The following is a 17,240-nucleotide window of genomic DNA, read 5'->3' as shown; positions in this document are numbered from 1 at the left end:
CAAGATCCACAGGAGGGTCGCCATGCCGACCGACAGCAGCGCGGCCACTGCCTTCACCCCGCCCTCGACCCAGTAGAACGGCTGCCACAAGGCGACGATCGACAGGAAATGCGAGGTGCCGGATGCGACGACGAAGCTGGCGAACAGCCAGACCATCCAGCCGACGCCGGTATCGCGGCGTTGGCGTTGGGAAGTCAATAGAGCAAGCGGGATCGAATAGTAGGCGATGCCGATGAGCGCATCGGATGCAACGTGCAGCCAGATCAACTCCGGTTCCAAAAATAAGGAAAGACCATGTGGCGTAAGCTGCCATGGGAAAAATTCTGTAAATATATTTTGCGCCATTTTTCAGTTTTTGTTAGAATTTACTAACGAAAGATAAACTAAAATACACATCTGAGTTGATTTATTTATATGGTAATTTACCGGGTATATAATATTTCCGGCCGAGTTCGCGTATAACGCGCATTATTCTGAGATAAAAGCCTTCGATTTATCAATAAAAGCAGTGCTGCTTCCTTAGAGTAAACAACTTATGCGATTATTGTTTGCCTGCTAAACGCAAGGATCTGAGGGCTCTGCGGCCCGTCGGCAGACCTCCTCCCCGTAGCGCCGTGGCGCGTCCGGGTCGGGCAGAAGCGCATGGCGCGCGCGGAACCCGTCAAGACGACGCGATCCTCGATCGTTCGCTAGAACCCCGCGAGCCGGATCGCGGCGGCGTGCAGCACGTGAACCTGTCGCGTCAGCCTGGCGAACTCGTGGTCGAGCAATTGCCGCTCGGTCGTGGGTTCCGCTGCCGGCTCCGGCCCCAGGGCCGGCAGTTCCGGTGACGGTGGCAGGTCGGACGGTGCCACGCGGCGTTCGATCGCGTCGCCGATGGCACTCAGGCAGCTGCCCAGCCAATCCCGCAATTGCTCGAGCCGCGACTTGTCCTCGGCTTCGACGAGGCCCGGCGGCAGATGGGCCAGCGTCAAGGCCACGCCGGCCAGTCGCCGCAGGCAGGTCAGGATCGTCGTCGCCGGCTCCTCCTCGCGTCGCGTGCCGGTGTGCGGCTCGTCGATCAGGCGCTGCAGGGAGGCCTCGGCATTGTTGCTGGCCATGCCGGCCGCCTGCCGCGGCGCGCCCAGCTCCCGCCCCGCTTCGCCGCTCAGAAACAGATCGAGGCTTGCCGCCGCGAGATCGCGGTTGGTGCGGACGGCGCGTGCCAGCTGCCGCGGCAATTCCAACCCTTCCCGCACCGGCCACAGCAGATAAGCGGCAGCGAGGCCGAGCGCGCCGCCCAGCAGACTGTGCATCGCGCGCAGCGAGGCCAGATAGAAATCGCCATTGCCGCCGGTCTGGAACAGTTCCGCCACCAGGACGAACTGTGGGGTCAGCAGGAAGACGAACAATGTGTAGTTGACCGGCCGCAGCGCCATGCTCGCGATCGCCAGCGGAAAGATCACGATGGTGATGGCGATCGGGTCCGGCAGCATCCAGCCGAGCAAGGCCGCGACCAGGCCGCCGGCGACGCTGCCGACGACACGCTCGACCGTGCGGCGAAAGGTCGTCGCCAGATACGGCTGCAGCACGACCGCCGCGGTGATGGTCAACCAATAGCCGCGCGTCAAGCCCATGGACCGGGTCAGCGCCACGGCTGCGGCCGCCGTGATTGCCAGGCGCAGCGCGTGGCGGAACGTGATCGATTGGAAATTGAGGTTCGCCCGCAGCGTGTCGATGAAATCCATGAAGCGCGGGCCACGCTCGGGCGGGGCGACCGCCTGCAATTGCTCGGGCGCGATGGGCGGCGGCGCGTCCGGCGCCACGCCGCGGATCGTGGACGCAGCATGGGTGACGTAGCCGCCGATGGTTTCGATCAGGCCGCCGGCCTGGCGATAGGCCGCAAGGTCGGCCGTGCCGCGCGGCGCCGATGCCTCGACCGCCCGGCGCAGGCCGCGCGCGGCCACGCTGAGGTCAGCCGCAGGCGGCAAGGGTCCACCGGTCATCGCCTCGCCCAGGTCGAGGGCGATGGCGGCCAGGCGGCTCAGCGCCGCATCGACCTGGAAATGGATGTCGGGATGCCGGTCGAGCGCACTCGCCAGCTCCAATACTTCGCTGAGGGCGATGAGGGCGGCGAAGATCTGGTCGATTTCGGCGGCGAGGATGACGAGCCCGGCGCCCCGGTCGCTTTCGCCGGGCGTGCGCCGGCGCGTTCCGGCCAATGTCGCCCGCGCCGCCTCGATCGCGGTGCGGACATGATTGCGCCGTTCGCGCACCAGGCGTCCCCACTCGGCCTCCGACGGATCGGCCCGCCCGTGCATCTGGCCCAGCGCGGCCGCATAGTCTGCCACGCTGCGCCAACAGGCGGCGATCGCCCGGCGAGATGCCGCGTTGGGATGGACCGGCCACAGGATGAGGGCGAGCGCCATCGCCCACAGCCCGCCGGCGACCGTGAGCGCCGCCCGGGCCAGGGCGGTGCGCCAGTCGGCGTCCGGAATGCCGATCGAGACCAGCACGTCGGTCGTCAGCAGCACGCCGACCGTGGTCGCCGCATTGCCGAACAGCCGCCCCATGCTGGCGCTGAAGCTCCACAGCAGCACGAGCAGGACGGCGAGCGGCGTGCTGTCCTGGACGAAATAGGACACGAGGTTGCCCAGTGCCGCGAACAGCGTGAAGCTGCCCATGGACAGGCTGCGCGTCCGGTTCGATCCGCCCACGTCGGCCAGGCAGGTCCAGAACCCGATGATCGCGATCCAGTTCAGCTCAGGCTTGTGCAGCAGTTCGCCGGCCAGTACCGGCAAGGCGCTGGCCGTCGCCGCGCGCGTGCCCGCCGCGAGGCTGATTTCCCGAAGATCGAGTGGCAAGACCCGGTCGAGCCGGCTGCGCCAATCCCGCGGCGCCCTTCCCCTGGCCAGTCCGTCCACGCCGCCCATCCCATGCCGCCCACCCGCCTCGGCATGATGGCATGGAAGCGATCCGGTCCGGGAGGTGCTTTCGCCCGCTTCACGCCGTCTTAACCAAACGAGCCGGATAGTGGGCCCGCTTCCTAGGAGACGGATATGGCCTCGCTGCTTTCCCAATTGGCATCGCTGATCGTCGGCCCGACGAAGCCGGTCGTCGCACGGCCCCCGAAGCCGCCAGCGGCGAAGCCGAAAAGCCCTGAGCGGCTGGCCATGGAGCAGTCGATCCTGGCGGACCGGCGCAGGATCCTGGCCAATATGGCGGCGATGCAGAAAGAACGGGAGGCGAAGAACCTCGCCCACGGCATTCCCGACAAAGATACCATGTCGGCCGCGGAAATCGCCCGGCGCATTCTACTGGACCAAGGCGGTCACTGACGAAACTATATTTGCTGCGTCGCGGCATTCTCAGGGCATTCCGTTCGGCTGTCGAATTCTGTAGGGTCGCGGACCGTTTCAAGGACGGCTCGTTCCCTCATCAGCCCGCGGAGCAATTTCAGTGCCGACAGACGCCGCCGCCCTCGCACCCAAAAGCCGTCCTTTTTATAAGAACCTCACCGTTCAAGTGCTGGCGGCGATCGTCATCGGCATCTTGCTGGGCATCTATGATCCGGAACTCGCCAAGCAGCTGAAGCCGCTCGGCGACATCTTCATCAAGCTGATCAAGCTGGTGATCGCGCCGGTGATCTTCCTGACGGTGGTGACCGGCATCTCCCATATGGGCGACATGCGCAAGGTCGGTCGGGTCGGCGGCAAGGCATTGATTTACTTCGAAGTCGTCTCGACCATCGCGCTCGCTTTCGGCATGATCATCGTCAACCTGCTGGGCCCCGGCCGTGGCGCATCGACCGCCAATGCCAAGCTCGACGCCGTCGCCAACTACGCGGCCCAGGGCAAGTCGTTCGACATCAGCAAATTCCTGATGGACCTGGTGCCCGAGAATTTCATCGGTGCCTTCGCCAAAGGCGACCTGATCCCGATCCTGATCATCGCCATCCTGTTCGGCGCTGCCCTCACCCGCCTGGGCGAGCATGCCAAGCCGATCGAAGAGCTGCTGGAAAAAGTCAGCCACGTGTTCTTCGGCATCATCGGCATCGTCATGTATGTGGCACCGCTGGGCGCGCTCGGCGCCATGGCCTTCACCATCGGCGTCAACGGCGTCGGCGTGCTGGTCAACCTCGGCGAACTGATGGCGTGCGTCTACCTGACCATGGCGGCGTTCGTGGTGCTGGGATTGGGGCTGATCGCCAAGCTGTCCGGCTTCAACATCTTCCGCTTCCTGCGCTACATCACCGAAGAACTGCTGATCGTGCTGGGCACGTCCTCGTCGGAGACGGCCCTGCCCCGGCTGATCGACAAGATGGAGCGCTTCGGCGTGGCGCGCCCCGTCGTGGGCCTGGTCGTGCCGACCGGCTATTCCTTCAATCTCGACGGCACCTCGATCTACATGTCGATGGCGACGATCTTCATCGCCCAGGCCTATGGCATCGAGCTGTCCATCGTGCAGCAGATCGGCATCCTGAGCGTGCTGATGGTGACGTCCAAGGGGGCGGCCGGCGTCACCGGCTCCGGCTTCATCACGCTCGCGGCTACGCTGCAGGCGACGCAGATCGTACCGATCGAGGGCTTGGCCCTGTTGCTGGGCGTCGATCGCTTCATGTCCGAGGCGCGTGCCATCACCAACATCATCGGCAATGCGGTCGCCACCGTGGTCATCGGCAAGAGCGAGAATGCTTTCGACCGCGACGTGGCGCTGGCAGAATACCGGCGCTTCTTCAACGATCCGACGATCAGCCGGATCTAGCCTGCCCAGGGGATCGATGCCGACACCGCCGCCGTCCGGAAAGGGCATCGACCGCCTGCTCGCGATCATGGCGCAGCTCCGCTCGAGAGAGGGGGGCTGCCCGTGGGATCTCGAACAGGATTTCGCGACCATCGCGCCCTATACGATCGAGGAGGCCTACGAGGTGGCCGACGCGATCGAAAAGCGCGACATGCCGGCACTCAAGGACGAACTGGGCGACCTGCTGTTCCAGGTCGTGTTCCACGGCCGGATGGCCGAGGAGCAAGGCCTATTCGGCTTCGTGGACATCGCCGACGCCGTATCGGAAAAGATGATCCGCCGGCATCCGCATGTCTTCGGCGACGCGAAAACCGTGGCCAGCGCCGCGGACCAGACGGTCAATTGGGAAACCCTCAAGGCGGCCGAACGGGCGAGCCAGGCCAAGGGCGAGGCCCGTGCCAGCGCGCTCGACGGCGTCATCGCCGGCCTGCCCGCCCTCACCCGCGCGGTCAAGATCCAGAACCGGGCGGCTCGTGTCGGATTCGACTGGGCCGAACCTGCGCCGATCCTCGACAAGATCGAGGAGGAAATCGGCGAGTTGCGGGCCGAACTCGAGAGCGGCGGCGGTATCGATCGCATTGAGGACGAGTTGGGCGACCTGTTCTTCGCGCTCGCCAACCTCGCGCGGCGGCTGGACCTCGATGCCGAAGGCGCGCTGCGGCGGGCCACCGCCAAGTTCGAACGGCGCTTCCACGGCATGGAAGCGCTCGCGGCCGCGGCCGGCGAAACGCTCGACGGGCAGCCGCTCGACGCACTCGACGCGCTGTGGAACCGGGTCAAGGCCGAAGAGGGGACCGGTTAGAGAAAGGCCGTACGATAAGCCTCAAGCCTGGATTTTCTTGAAATTAGATATTTTCCTCAGGCGAGATCTGTGCGGACTTCGATATGGCGCTGCCATCGATTTCCAAGCACCTTTCTGTGCTGAAAGAAGGCAGGCTCGGTTCATGAAGAGAAATGGGGCGCAGCGACGAGCGCTCTAGCAAATACGCTTGATGGATTTGTGACGTCCTTCTGCCCAGAAGCCAGAAAAATTGCCGCCGCGCCCCCGACCGTACCGAAGCGAGAACACGGCAGCCATTTACGCCGCCATTGTCGACGCCACAATCGCCCCAAGGACAACGACGAGCCATGGCGGGGTCCGCCAGAAGACCAGCAGCAGGAATGCCGCAATGCAGATGCCGAAGTCGGTCGATGATTGAATGCCGCTCGTCCAGACGGGTGTGTAGAGAGCAGCCAGCAGCAGCCCGACGACTGCCGCGTTCACGCCCCTCAAAGCAGCCTGGACAGCCACCCGCTTGCGAAGCCCGTCCCAGAACGGCAACACGCCGATCAGCAGCAGGAACGATGGCAGGTAGATTGCCAGCAGGCAGACGAACCCGCCGAGCCAGCCGTTCGGCTTTGGCCCCAGCGCGGCGCCGAGATAGGCCGAAAAGGTAAACAGGGGGCCCGGGACCGCCTGAGCCGCACCATAGCCCGCGAGGAAGCCGTCGTTGCCGATCCAACCAGGCGGCACGACGGACTGCTGCAACAGCGGCAGCACGACGTGGCCGCCGCCAAACACGAGCGACCCGGAGCGATAGAACCGCGAAATCAGCTCGATGGTGTGGCTGCCGGAAGTTTCGGCCAGGAACGGCAGAGCAACCAGAAGAACGGCAAACACGACGAGCGAGGCGATTGCCACGCTACGGCCGGGGGTAAAGCCCAGCCGGGCGTCTATGGGCTTCACCGGCTCGTGAATGAACAGCCAGCCAACGCAGGCCCCGATGCCGATCGACCCGAGTTGCCCAAGCTCGGTCGGGATCGTCAGCGTGAGCAACGCCGCACCCACCGCCAGCGTCGCCCGAAGTCGATCGGGACAAAGATTTCGTGCCATGGCCCAGACGGCCTGGGCCACGACCGCGACCGCGACGATCTTGAGCCCGTGCAGCCAGGCCGCATGTTCGAGGTCGCCGAATTCGGCGACGCCATAAGCGAACAGGATTAGCGCGATGGCGGACGGCAGCGTAAAGCCGCACCAGGCCGCCAATCCGCCGGATAGGCCGCCGCGCATGATGCCGAGGCTGACGCCGACCTGGCTGCTCGCGGGACCCGGTAGGAATTGGCAAAGCGCCACGATGTCCGCGTAAGTCTCTTCGTCGAGCCAGCGACGGCGGCCGACGAACTCGGCTCGAAAATAGGCGAGGTGCGCGACCGGACCGCCGAAGCTGGTGAAGCCGAGCCGCAAGAAAGCGCGAAAAATCGCGACGATAGAGTCCCGCGGGTCCGTTGCTCCAGTCATGTCGACCGAACTCGCAGTTCCGTCCGTGAAAGATTCATGAACCATTTGAGTCCCATATCGATCCGGTTCGCCCCTCTCTCGGCACGATGGCACATCGTACGCGGCCAATTGGTCGGAGAGGTCGGCGCTGGTCGGACGGCGCTGTTGTCGACCAGCATCAGCTTCTGAGGACGGGCGACGCGGCGAAGCCCTGGCCCTCGATCCAATAGCGTCGGAACAGCGCGCCGGTCTCGGGATCGGGCAGGATCTCTTCCAACAGGCCGCCGTTGCGCTCGATCACGCGTGCCGACGCCGCATTCATGTCGGCGCAGGTGACGAGCACCCGGCCGATCCCGGCAGCATGGGTATGGGCCATGGCGAGGCCCAGCCCTGCCGTGGCCAACCCCTGCCCTTGCCGCCCCGGCCGGATGGCGTAGCCGATGTGTCCGCCGCGCTGTCGCAGTCGCGCGTTCAGGCGATAGCGGATGTTGAAGACGCCGAGGAAGTCCGCACCGTCGGTCAGCCATAGATGACTGTGCGGCATGCGCTCGACGAGCTTGCCGTCCGGCAGGGCGACGGTTCCGCCCTGGATATTGAGTGTCGTCAAATAAGGCACCATGGCGGCCTCGATCGCGACGATTTCCAGCGCACTCCTCGTCCGGCCGTCGCCGAACTGGAAACCTTCCTCCAACGCCGCGACGTAACCGGCGCCCAGTTCGAGGCGCGGCAGGGTCAGCGTCAGGCGCACGCAACTGCTTCCGCGAAATCCGCCAGCATGGTCTGCAGGCGGGGTGCCAATTCGGGGTCTTCGGCGATCTGCGCCGGGTCCCAGGCGCGACCGAGCAACGGCACGTCGATCGATGCGGCCGGGACGAGGCGCGCCGTCATGACGGTCAGGATTTCGGTGAGGGCGGCCTGGGCATGGGTCGCGCGAGGCGAGGCGTTGAGCAGCGCCACCGGCTTGTCCACGAATTCGCCGCTGGCGACGACCCAGTCGAGCGCGTTCTTGAACATGCCCGGCACGCCATGGGCATATTCCGGGCAGCTGACCAGCACCCCATCGGCGGCCTGCAGCGCCGCGCGGAAGGCGGCGACCGGCGGCAAGGCCGGGTCGCCGTCGAGATCCGGATTGAAATGCGGCAGGTCGCCCAGCCCCCGGTAGACCCGGACCTCGATACCGGGGGCGAGCAGCCGGACGGCCTCGAGCAGTGCCGTATTCGACGACACCGCCCGCAGGCTACCCGACAGAGCCAGGATGCGCATCGCCCAGCCTTCAGGGGCGGGCGAGCAGGTCGATCAGGCTTGAGGTGTCCCAGCGATTGCCGCCACGGGCCTGGATGCGACCGTAGAACTGGTCGACCAGCGAGGTGACCGGCAGGGCCGCCTTGTTGCGCTTGGCTTCTTCCAGGCAGATCGCCAGGTCCTTACGCATCCAATCGACCGCGAAACCGAACTCGAACTTGTTCTCGGCCATGGTGGCCACGCGGTTTTCCATCTGCCAGGACTGGGCGGCGCCCTTCGAGATGACCTCGACCACCTTGTTCGGATCGAGCCCGGCGCACTTGGCGAAATTGAGGCCTTCCGAGAGCGCCTGGACCAGGCCCGCGATACAGATCTGATTGACCATCTTGGTCAGCTGGCCGGAGCCGACCGGCCCCATCAGGGTGACGGCGCGCCCGTAATGCGCCATGACCGGCTGGGCCTTGGCGAAATCGCCGTCGGTGCCGCCGACCATCACGGTCAGCTTGCCGTTGACGGCGCCGGCCTGGCCGCCGGAGACGGGGGCGTCGAGGAACCCAAGGCCTTTTTCCGCGGCGAGGCCGCCCAGCTCGCGGGCGATGTCGGCCGAAGCCGTGGTGTGGTCGGCCAGGATGGCGCCCTTGGCCATGCCGGCGAAGGCCCCATCGGGACCGGCCACGACCTCGCGCAAGTCATTGTCGTTGCCGACGCAGACGAACACGATGTCGGCACCCTTGGCGGCTTCGGCCGGCGTGGCCGCGGAGGCACCGCCATATTCCGCGACCCAGGCAGCGGCCTTGGCCGGGGTTCGGTTATAGACGGTCACGTCGTGACCGGCGCGCTTCAGATGGCCGGCCATCGGATAACCCATGACGCCGAGCCCCAGGAATGCGGTCTTCATCGTCCCTCCCCCTATCTGGTCAAACTTGTTCGTCGCCGCCGATCAGCACTTCATGCAAAGCGTTCCAGCTGCCTTCGTCGGGTGTCAGCAGCAGGCCGCCGTCATGGGTGCGCGGCGTATAGGCCGAGCGGTCGAGCCGGCGGGAATAGCCGCCAGCCTCGCGATGCAGCAGCCAGCCCGCGGCATGATCCCACGGCAGCAGCCGGTGATAGAGCGCGAAATGCGCCCGCCCGCTGGCCAGCGCCAGATATTCCTGGCCGGCGCAACGGAAACTGAAGACCGAGCCGACCAGATTGGATCGGCCGGCGATCTTGCGCACCAGTTGGCGATTGCCGAAGCGCAGTGCCAGCGAGCCGCTCATATGGTCCGGCGTCACCGACGGAGCGACGCGCAGGCGCTGCCCGTCGAGCCAGGCACCCTCGCCCCGGCCGGCGACCGCCATCTGATCCTTTACCGGGTCGAGGATCCAGGACTGTACGACCTCGCCCACTTTGACGAACGAGACCATCACGGCAAACAGCGGAATGCCGGCCGCGAAATTGGCGGTCCCGTCGATCGGATCGATGATCCAGACCGGCGTGTCGCCGGCCACATGGGCCAGCACTGACGGATCCTTCGCGACCGCTTCTTCACCTACCACCAGCGATCCCGGCACCAGATCGCGCAGCAGCGGCGTCAAGCGCTGCTCCGTCTCGATGTCGGCGATGGTGACAAGATCGCCCGGCGATTTCGCCTGGATGTCCCCCGCCTCCAGATGCTGGAAGCGCGGCAGGATCACCGCGGCCGCCGTCTCGCGCAGCAGGGTCGAGACCCGGGTCGTGTCAGGCAGCATGCGGGCGAACCTTTCGTCGGGTTGGCGGAGCAAGGCTCAACGGTCGCGGGCGGCGAACCGGTCGAGATCGGCCTGGTTGATGTTGACGACGAGGTGGGCCACCACGTCGTCGTCGCGCCGCTCCAGCACCTCGCCGTGCCGATAGAGCCAGGCGATGCCGGCGCCGTCCACCAGATCGACGTCGAGCGGCACGGCGCGGATGCCGTCGACCAGCCGCGTGTCGAGCAGTTGCAGCAGTGCCTCGCAACCCTCTCCCGTCACGGCCGAGATCGCCACCGCATCATGATCGCGGCTCGCCTGATTGACGACGGCGCCGCGAGCCTCCTCATCCAGCAGATCGATCTTGTTGAGCGCCTCGACCAGGCCATGCTCGACCGCGTCCGCCAGGCCCAGGTCCTTCAGCACGCCGTGCACGTCTTCGCGCTGCGCCTCGGTGTCCGGATGGGCGACGTCTCGTACATGGACGACCACGTCGGCTTCTTGCACCTCTTCGAGCGTGGCGCGGAAGGCGGCGACCAGATGGGTCGGCAGTTCGGAGATGAAACCCACCGTGTCGGACAGGATCGCCTTGCGGCCCGACGGCAGCTTCAGGGTCCGGAGCGTCGGATCGAGCGTGGCGAATAGCAGATCCTTGGCGAAGACCTCGGCCTTGGTCAGCCGGTTGAACAGGGTGGATTTGCCGGCGTTGGTATAGCCGACCAGCGCCACGATCGGATAGGGCACCCGGCGCCGCGCCTGGCGGTGGAGCGTACGGGTGCGCTTCACGTCGGCCAGTTCGCGCTTCAGCTTGATGATCCGGTCGTCGATCAGGCGACGATCGAGCTCGAGCTGGCTTTCGCCGGGGCCGCCCAGGAAGCCGAAGCCGCCGCGCTGGCGCTCCAGATGGGTCCAGGACCGCACCAGGCGCGAGCGCTGATAGGTCAGCGCCGCCAGCTCGACCTGCAGGCGGCCTTCATGGGTGCGCGCGCGGGCACCGAAGATCTCGAGGATCAGGCCGGTACGGTCGATGACCTTGCACTGCCAGGCCTGTTCCAGATTGCGCTGCTGGACCGGGCTGACCGCGGCATCGACCACGACGATGCCGATTTCCATTTCCTCGATCAGTTCGTGCAGACGTTCGACGCCGCCTTTGCCGATGAGCGTGGCCGGGCGCGGCTGGTTCAGGTTCACGATCTCGGCATGGACGACGTCGAGCTGGATCGCCTCTGCCAGGCCGATCGCTTCGGCCAGCCGACCTTCCGGTGCGCGAACGGCGCCGACGCGCTCTGACGGCGGCGCCTTCAGATGCGGATAGACGACGAGTGCGCGGCCGGTGGACGCGCCACCGGCCTCGGTTTCATACCCCATGGGGATCGCGCCGCTCAGGCCTCACCATCCTTGTCGCCATCAAACAATTGCACCGGCGCCGCCGGCATCACGGTCGAGATCGCATGCTTGTAGACGAGCTGCGAATGGGCGTCGCGGCGCAGCAGGACGCAGAAATTGTCGAACCAGGTGATGATGCCCTGGAGCTTGACGCCATTCACCAGGAAGACGGTGACCGGCGTCTTGTTCTTCCGGACGAAGTTGAGGAAGACGTCCTGCACGTTCTGTGACTTTTCGGACATGGGGTAATCCCTTCTTACAAGTTGTTGGAGCCTCCCGAAGGAAGCCCAGGCCTTACGGGTTCCCAACGATGGGTCCCGACAAAAAAGTTCCTGCACGATCCGGACCCAGCGATCAGGGTCGGCAGCCTCCGTCACCAGAAGGATTTGTACATCCGACCCGTCCGTTGCAAGTTCGCTACTGCGAAATCTCGCGCGCGAGCGCCATGCAATCTCTGAAATGACGCGCCGGCGTCGCGTCGGCGAACTCCTCGTCGCGCAGCAGGCCGCCCTCGGGACCATGGACCAGGATCGGGACGCAGCCGGCGTTCAGCGCGCAAGCCATGTCGATCCCGGTGTCGCCGACGAACCAGACGGCCGGTCCGGCCGCGATACCGCTACCGTCGAGCGCCAGGTCGACCGGTGCCCGGTCCGGCTTGTCGCGCACCGCATCCCCGGCGCCGATCACCTTGGCGAAATAATGGCCCCAGCCGAGCGCCGCGACCTCGTCCCGCAGGAGGCGCCCGGTCTTGTTCGACACCAGGGCCAGGTAATGCCCCCGCGCCACGATCGCCTGGACCAGCACCTCGGCGTCGGGCAGCGGCGACAGGCGCTCGATGTGCAGGGCCTCGAATGCCTGGAGATACAGGTCGCGTGCCTCCTCCCAGCGGTCGCCGAACATGGCCGGGAACGCGTCGCGCAGGGACTTGCGGACCTTGAGTTGGGTCTCATCCAGGGTCCAGGGCTCGTGCCCCATCCGGGCGAACATGGTGTTGAGTGCCGCGTGGATGGTGCCCCAGCTGTCGACCAGCGTGTTATCCCAGTCGAAGACCAGCGCGCGCGGCCGGGCGAGGCTCATGCCCGGGCGCCGGCGATCTCGGCCATGCGCGCCAGGTAGGTCTCGCGCAGTCGCACGGAGAACGAGCCGGGCTTGCCATTGCCGATCGTGGCGTCGTCGAGCTGGGTGATCGGCATCACGAACGAGGTCGAGCTGGTGACGAAAGCCTCACGCGCGGCGTGGGCCTCGTCGACCGTGAAGGCGCGCTCGACGAACCGCAGGCCGGCATCCTTGGCCAGCTCGATCATCACCTGGCGCGTGATGCCGTTCAAGATCGCATTGGTCGGCGGTCGGGTGATGAGCTCGCCCTCGTTGGTCACGATCCAGGCGTTGCTCGACGTGCCCTCGGTCACGAAGCCGTCTCGGTCATATTGCCAGGCCTCGTAGGCACCAGCCTCGCGCGCGGCCTGCTTACCCATGGCGGCCGGCAGCAGGGCCACCGACTTGATGTCGCAGCGCGCCCACCGCAGGTCGGGAATCGTGATCGCCTTGACGCCATCGGCCAGCGCCTTGGGATCGACCGGCTTGAAACGCCGGGCGGTGGCGACGACCTGCGGCACCGCATCGACCGGAAAGGCGAAGTCGCGGGGCGCCACGCCGCGCGTGACCTGAAGATAGACGCTGCCATCGCGGATACCGTTACGCTTGGCCAGATTGCTCAGCACCATGGTCAAGGCCCGGTCGCTCATCGGCCGCGCGATGCGCAACTCGCCCAGCGACCGGTCGAGCCGGGTCAGATGCAGATCCAGGTCGACGAAACGCCCGCCCGCGAGTGCTATGACCTCATAGACACCGTCGGCGAATTGGTAGCCGCGGTCCTCGATATGGACGCTGGCGATGCCGTGACGGACGAAGCGGCCATTCACATAGGAAAAGCGCGACATTGGGAACCCCCGAACCGAGATCGTGGCCCCCATTATGCGGGTGGCGGCGGTTCCCGTGAAGCGCGCCCTGTGCAACCGCAACCATCTGAAACGCCGGGCATTTCCAAAACGACTCCTCGTCACTCCCGCTTGCGCGGAAACGACGTGGAAACCTACGGCGTGACCTTCATCGCGCGGTCGCCGTTCAGCACGCCCAAGGACTTCAGCTTGCGATGCAGCGCCGAGCGTTCCATGCCGATGAAGGCGGCGGTGCGCGAGATGTTGCCGCCAAAGCGCGTGACCTGGGCCAGAAGGTATTCGCGCTCGAATACCTCGCGTGCGTCGCGCAGCGGCAGGCTCATGATCTCGCCGCCTTTCTCCCATTTCAGCACGGTCGGCACGATCGAGCCGATTTCGGCCGGCAGCATGTCGGCGCGGATCGGATCCTTGGCTTCGCCCGGCGCCATGATCAGCAGCCAGTCGACGACGTTCTTCAACTGGCGCACGTTGCCGGGCCACTCATAGGCCTGGAGCGCCGCCATGGCGTCTTCGCCCAGCTCGCGGGCGCCCACGCCGGCGTTCTGTGCCGAGCGCGCCATGAAATAGCGGGTCAGCTGGGGAATGTCGTCGCGCCGCTCGCGCAGCGACGGCACTTTGATCGGCACGACCGACAGGCGATAGAACAGGTCCTCGCGGAACCGGCCGGCCAGGATCTCGGCCGGCAGGTCCCGGTTCGACGAGGCGACCACGCGCACGTCGACCTCGACCCGGTTGTTGCCGCCGACCCGCTCGAACACCTGCTCCTGCAGCACACGCACGATCTTGCCCTGGGTTTCGAGCGGCATGTCGGCCACCTCGTCGAGCACGAGAGTGCCGCCATGGGCCTGCTCGAAGGTGCCGATCTTGCGCGGGCTGTCCGGCCCCTCGGCCCCCGGCTCGGTGCCAAACAGCTCGACCTCCAGCCGGTCCGGCCGCATGGTCGCGCAATTCAGCACGACGAACGGCCCCTTGCTACGGCGAGAGCTGGAATGCAGCAGCTTGGCCGCCACTTCCTTGCCGGAACCGGCCGGCCCGCTGATCAGCACGCGGCTGCCGGTCGGCGCCACCTTCTCGATCGCCTGGCGCAGATGGTTCATGGCGCTCGACGCCCCGACCAGTTCCACGTCGGCGCCGGAGCGCAGCTTCAGCTCCTCATAGTCGCGTTTCAGGCGTGCCGCGTCGATCGCGCGCTCGACCAGCAGCAGCAGGCGGTCGGACTTGAACGGCTTCTCGACGAAATCATAGGCGCCGATCTTGATGGCCGCGACCGCGGTCTCGATGGTGCCATGGCCGGAGATCATCAGCACGGGCAGCTGGGGCGCCTCGCGCCGGATGATCTTCAGGATTTCGATGCCGTCGAGTTCGCTGCCCTGCAGCCAGATGTCGAGGATGACCAGGCTCGGCTGCCGCGCCCGGATCCGTGCCAGCGCCTCCTTGGAGTCGGCGGCCTCGCGCGTCTGGTAACCTTCGTCCTGCAGGATGCCGGCGAGCAGCATCCGGATGTCGGCCTCATCGTCGACGATCAGGATGTCATGCGCCATGAACGACCACTTCCGTCTGGTTTATCGGGGCCGACGCGGTGCCGGCCCGGTGCGGCGACTGATCCGCCGTGCCGCCCGGGAACGCCAGGCTGACGCCAGCCCCGCCGATCGACCCATCGTCCAATATCAATTCGCCTGCGTGGTCTTCCATGATCTTCTTCACAATGGCAAGCCCAAGACCGGTTCCCTTGGCGCGAGTCGTCACATAAGGCTCGGTCAAATTCTCGCGACCATCCTTCGGCAGGCCCTTGCCGTTGTCCTCGACCGCCAGGACCGTTCGCACGGTCTCGATCAGCAGGCGGACACGGATGCGGCCTGGCACGGGCGGGCGGCCCGCCGCGGCGTCGGCGACCTGACGGGCGTGGATCGAGTCGATGCCGTTCTGCAGCAGATTGGTCAGCGCCTGGCTGATCTGTCGCGAATCGCAACTGACCTCGACCGGCCGGGTCGGCAAATCGACGTCGAATTCGATCTCCGGATGGGCGGTGCGCTGCAGGAATACGCCCTGGCGGGTCAGCTCCAGCAGGTTCTCGCGCCGCATCAATGGCGCCGGCATGCGCGCGAAGGACGAGAATTCGTCGACCATGCGGCCGATGTCGCCGACCTGCCGGATGATCGTGTCGGTGCACAGCACGAACGTGTCCGGATCGCTCTTGATCTCGGCCAGATATTTCTTCTTCAGCCGCTCGGCCGACAGCTGGATCGGTGTCAGCGGGTTCTTCATCTCGTGGGCGATGCGGCGGGCGACGTCGGCCCAGGCGGCTTTGCGCTGGGCCGACAGCAGTTCGGTGATGTCGTCGAACGTCACGACATAGCCCGGCGTCGCCCCCTGCCCCTGTTCGCTCGCGATCCGCACCAGCAGGACCATGGCCCTGGCACCGACCAGCAGGCGGATCTGTCCCTCGATCAGCCGGTCCGGCCGATCCATCGCGGCCACGATCAGCGGCTCCATCTCCGGCACGATCTCGGCGAGCGGCTGGCCATGCACCGCGTCGAGATCGCTGCCCAGCAGTTGCGAGGCCGATTTGTTGGGCAGGTTGACCAGCCCGCGCTCGTCCAGCCCGATGACGCCGGCCGAAACGCCGGACAGCACGGTCTCGGTGAAGCGGCGGCGCAGGTCCAGCTGATGATTGGCCTCGACCAGGTCGGTCTGCTGGGTCTCCAGTTGTTGGGTCATCAGGTTGAACGCGCGGCTGAGGCTGCCGAATTCGTCGTTCTCGTCCAGTTCGGCGGTGCGGGCCGACAGATCGCCGCCACCCACTTTCTCGGCGGCCACCACCAGGCCGGTGATGCGTCGGGAGATCTGGCTGGCCGAATTGACGCCGAACCAGACCGCGGCCAGCAGCAGCAGCAGGGCGGCGGCGCCGAACACCAGGATGAATTTGATCTGATAGCCCGACCGCTCGCCCTCGAGCCGCTCATACTGGGTGGCGGCGGCATTGGTCGCGATCAGGTGATTGAGGACGCGCGTATCCACCGGCCGCCCGACATAGAGCATCGCGTTCGGTATCGCCTCCAGCTCGACCAGGGCGCGCACGCGATCCTCGGCCTCGCTGTTCAGGATCGCGACCTCGCCGGTCATGGCCTTGTTCAACGCCCAGGACGGCGGCTTCTCCAGGGACAGGGCGGCGCTGAAGGCGGATTGACCCAGAATCGTGCCGGTCTGGGCCGAATAGACCAGGCCCTCGGTCAGGCCGCGCAGCCGGACCTCGTCATCGATGAAGGCGCCCAGCGCCTTGGGATTATGGGCGAAGCTGAAGGCGTTGCGGTTGATGTCGGCCGCGACCTCGAGCGCATCGGCCCGGATATTCTGCTGATGCTCTTCAAGATAGGCCTGGGCGACCGCGCGGGACTCCTCGATTGCGGTCCGCACCTTGTCGCTGAACCAGGATTCCATGCCGAAGCTGAGGAACAGATACGAGAAGATCGCCACGATGATCGTGGGCGCCACGGCGACGGTGCTGAACAGCACGACCAGCCTGATATGCAGGCGCGAACCGGCCAGACCCCGACGCCGCTGGGTCCAGACCTCGACCAGCCGCTTCGCGACGATCGCGCCGAAGATCAGCAGCAGGACGAGGTTGAGGTTGAGCAGCAGCAGCATGCTGCCATGGTCCGGCCCGAACGGCGGCGCGCCGGTAAAGGTGACGTAAGTCGCGATGACCGAGCCCATCGCCAGCACGGCCAACACCAGCGTCGCCGTGCGGCCCAGTGCGGCACGGGTTGCCCAGCGGGCGATGAAGCGGTGAAGGCGGGACCTGGCTATCGGCTTTTCCGTGTTCATCTCGTAACCCGGCGGCGCCGACCTGTTCGCGCCACCGACAATCGATCAGTGCTCCGAGGACGAGCGGCCGATCGCCATTCC

Annotated in this window: 16 protein-coding genes and 1 pseudogene; 4 read left to right on the top strand and 13 right to left on the bottom strand. The window is 66.0% G+C overall.

From position 1 onward, the window contains the following. Positions 1-267 (bottom strand): annotated as a pseudogene (locus tag VGV37_RS28820) (PAS domain-containing sensor histidine kinase); the annotation flags it as partial. 422 nt (positions 268-689) lie between these two features. Further along, positions 690-2,903, bottom strand: a complete 2,214-nt coding sequence (locus VGV37_RS28815; RefSeq protein ID WP_326883300.1) for an FUSC family protein — start codon at positions 2,901-2,903, stop codon at positions 690-692. 135 nt (positions 2,904-3,038) lie between these two features. On the opposite strand from VGV37_RS28815, the gene VGV37_RS28810 reads away from it, so the two are divergent. The 4 genes from VGV37_RS28810 to VGV37_RS30390 all read left to right on the top strand — a co-directional run bounded on the left by VGV37_RS28810 (position 3,039) and on the right by VGV37_RS30390 (position 5,730). After that, a complete protein-coding gene (locus VGV37_RS28810; protein ID WP_326883299.1) occupies positions 3,039-3,317 on the top strand; it encodes a hypothetical protein in 279 nt (92 codons plus the stop codon). A gap of 121 nt (positions 3,318-3,438) precedes the next feature. Beyond that, positions 3,439-4,743, top strand: a complete 1,305-nt coding sequence (locus VGV37_RS28805; protein WP_326883298.1) for a dicarboxylate/amino acid:cation symporter — start codon at positions 3,439-3,441, stop codon at positions 4,741-4,743. 16 nt (positions 4,744-4,759) lie between these two features. After that, positions 4,760-5,584 carry a nucleoside triphosphate pyrophosphohydrolase gene (gene mazG / locus VGV37_RS28800; RefSeq protein WP_326883297.1) on the top strand — a complete coding sequence of 275 codons (825 nt, stop codon included), beginning with the start codon at positions 4,760-4,762 and terminating at the stop codon, positions 5,582-5,584. Positions 5,585-5,631: 47 nt separating this feature from the next. Continuing rightward, a complete protein-coding gene (locus VGV37_RS30390) occupies positions 5,632-5,730 on the top strand; it encodes an ArsR family transcriptional regulator (RefSeq protein ID WP_414638129.1) in 99 nt (32 codons plus the stop codon). Between the two features lie 130 nt (positions 5,731-5,860). Here the strand turns inward: VGV37_RS30390 and chrA are convergent, their stop codons facing one another. From chrA to VGV37_RS28745, 11 genes are all read right to left on the bottom strand, one after another. After that, on the bottom strand, positions 5,861-7,060 hold the full coding sequence (chrA, locus tag VGV37_RS28795) for a chromate efflux transporter (protein WP_326883306.1): 1,200 nt from the start codon (positions 7,058-7,060) through the stop codon (positions 5,861-5,863). Between the two features lie 157 nt (positions 7,061-7,217). After that, positions 7,218-7,787 carry a GNAT family N-acetyltransferase gene (locus VGV37_RS28790; protein ID WP_326883296.1) on the bottom strand — a complete coding sequence of 190 codons (570 nt, stop codon included), beginning with the start codon at positions 7,785-7,787 and terminating at the stop codon, positions 7,218-7,220. Then, positions 7,778-8,302: an NADPH-dependent FMN reductase gene (locus VGV37_RS28785; protein WP_326883295.1), complete on the bottom strand. Its 525-nt coding sequence runs from the start codon at positions 8,300-8,302 to the stop codon at positions 7,778-7,780. The genes VGV37_RS28790 and VGV37_RS28785 overlap by 10 nt, the downstream gene beginning before the upstream one ends. Positions 8,303-8,312: 10 nt before the next feature. Further along, positions 8,313-9,179, bottom strand: coding sequence for an NAD(P)-dependent oxidoreductase (locus VGV37_RS28780; protein WP_326883294.1), 867 nt, complete (start codon positions 9,177-9,179; stop codon positions 8,313-8,315). A 19-nt stretch (positions 9,180-9,198) separates the two neighbouring features. Further along, on the bottom strand, positions 9,199-10,011 hold the full coding sequence (locus tag VGV37_RS28775; protein WP_326883293.1) for an inositol monophosphatase: 813 nt from the start codon (positions 10,009-10,011) through the stop codon (positions 9,199-9,201). Positions 10,012-10,047: 36 nt separating this feature from the next. Further along, on the bottom strand, positions 10,048-11,358 hold the full coding sequence (gene hflX / locus VGV37_RS28770) for a GTPase HflX (RefSeq protein WP_326883292.1): 1,311 nt from the start codon (positions 11,356-11,358) through the stop codon (positions 10,048-10,050). A 14-nt stretch (positions 11,359-11,372) separates the two neighbouring features. Continuing rightward, positions 11,373-11,618 carry an RNA chaperone Hfq gene (hfq, locus tag VGV37_RS28765; RefSeq protein WP_326883291.1) on the bottom strand — a complete coding sequence of 82 codons (246 nt, stop codon included), beginning with the start codon at positions 11,616-11,618 and terminating at the stop codon, positions 11,373-11,375. 175 nt (positions 11,619-11,793) lie between these two features. Then, positions 11,794-12,453 (bottom strand): HAD family hydrolase, encoded by a 660-nt coding sequence (locus VGV37_RS28760; protein WP_326883290.1) that lies wholly within the window; start codon positions 12,451-12,453, stop codon positions 11,794-11,796. Beyond that, positions 12,450-13,316 (bottom strand): D-amino-acid transaminase, encoded by an 867-nt coding sequence (locus VGV37_RS28755; protein WP_326883289.1) that lies wholly within the window; start codon positions 13,314-13,316, stop codon positions 12,450-12,452. The genes VGV37_RS28760 and VGV37_RS28755 overlap by 4 nt, the downstream gene beginning before the upstream one ends. 152 nt (positions 13,317-13,468) lie before the next feature. After that, positions 13,469-14,875, bottom strand: a complete 1,407-nt coding sequence (locus tag VGV37_RS28750; RefSeq protein WP_326883288.1) for a sigma-54 dependent transcriptional regulator — start codon at positions 14,873-14,875, stop codon at positions 13,469-13,471. Further along, positions 14,865-17,159: a PAS domain-containing sensor histidine kinase gene (locus tag VGV37_RS28745; protein ID WP_326883287.1), complete on the bottom strand. Its 2,295-nt coding sequence runs from the start codon at positions 17,157-17,159 to the stop codon at positions 14,865-14,867. Before VGV37_RS28745 ends, VGV37_RS28750 begins: the two co-directional genes overlap by 11 nt. Positions 17,160-17,240: the final 81 nt, after the last annotated feature.

The sequence above is a fragment of the Aliidongia sp. genome, assembly GCF_035943795.1.
Taxonomy (GTDB): domain Bacteria; phylum Pseudomonadota; class Alphaproteobacteria; order ATCC43930; family CGMCC-115725; genus Aliidongia.
This window is presented reverse-complemented; position numbering and strand designations above follow the sequence as displayed.

Excerpts from the sequence above, each read along its gene's own strand:
- VGV37_RS28785 (WP_326883295.1), bottom strand. The coding sequence starts at position 8,302 with ATGCGCATCCTGGCTCTGTCGGGTAGCCTGCGGGCGGTGTCGTCGAAT.
- VGV37_RS28760 (WP_326883290.1), bottom strand. The coding sequence starts at position 12,453 with ATGAGCCTCGCCCGGCCGCGCGCGCTGGTCTTCGACTGGGATAACACG.
- VGV37_RS28755 (WP_326883289.1), bottom strand. The coding sequence starts at position 13,316 with ATGTCGCGCTTTTCCTATGTGAATGGCCGCTTCGTCCGTCACGGCATC.
- VGV37_RS28745 (WP_326883287.1), bottom strand. The coding sequence starts at position 17,159 with ATGAACACGGAAAAGCCGATAGCCAGGTCCCGCCTTCACCGCTTCATC.
- hfq (WP_326883291.1), bottom strand. The coding sequence starts at position 11,618 with ATGTCCGAAAAGTCACAGAACGTGCAGGACGTCTTCCTCAACTTCGTC.
- hflX (WP_326883292.1), bottom strand. The coding sequence starts at position 11,358 with ATGGGGTATGAAACCGAGGCCGGTGGCGCGTCCACCGGCCGCGCACTC.
- chrA (WP_326883306.1), bottom strand. The coding sequence starts at position 7,060 with ATGACTGGAGCAACGGACCCGCGGGACTCTATCGTCGCGATTTTTCGC.
- VGV37_RS28780 (WP_326883294.1), bottom strand. The coding sequence starts at position 9,179 with ATGAAGACCGCATTCCTGGGGCTCGGCGTCATGGGTTATCCGATGGCC.
- mazG (WP_326883297.1), top strand. The coding sequence starts at position 4,760 with ATGCCGACACCGCCGCCGTCCGGAAAGGGCATCGACCGCCTGCTCGCG.
- VGV37_RS28750 (WP_326883288.1), bottom strand. The coding sequence starts at position 14,875 with ATGGCGCATGACATCCTGATCGTCGACGATGAGGCCGACATCCGGATG.
- VGV37_RS28775 (WP_326883293.1), bottom strand. The coding sequence starts at position 10,011 with ATGCTGCCTGACACGACCCGGGTCTCGACCCTGCTGCGCGAGACGGCG.
- VGV37_RS28810 (WP_326883299.1), top strand. The coding sequence starts at position 3,039 with ATGGCCTCGCTGCTTTCCCAATTGGCATCGCTGATCGTCGGCCCGACG.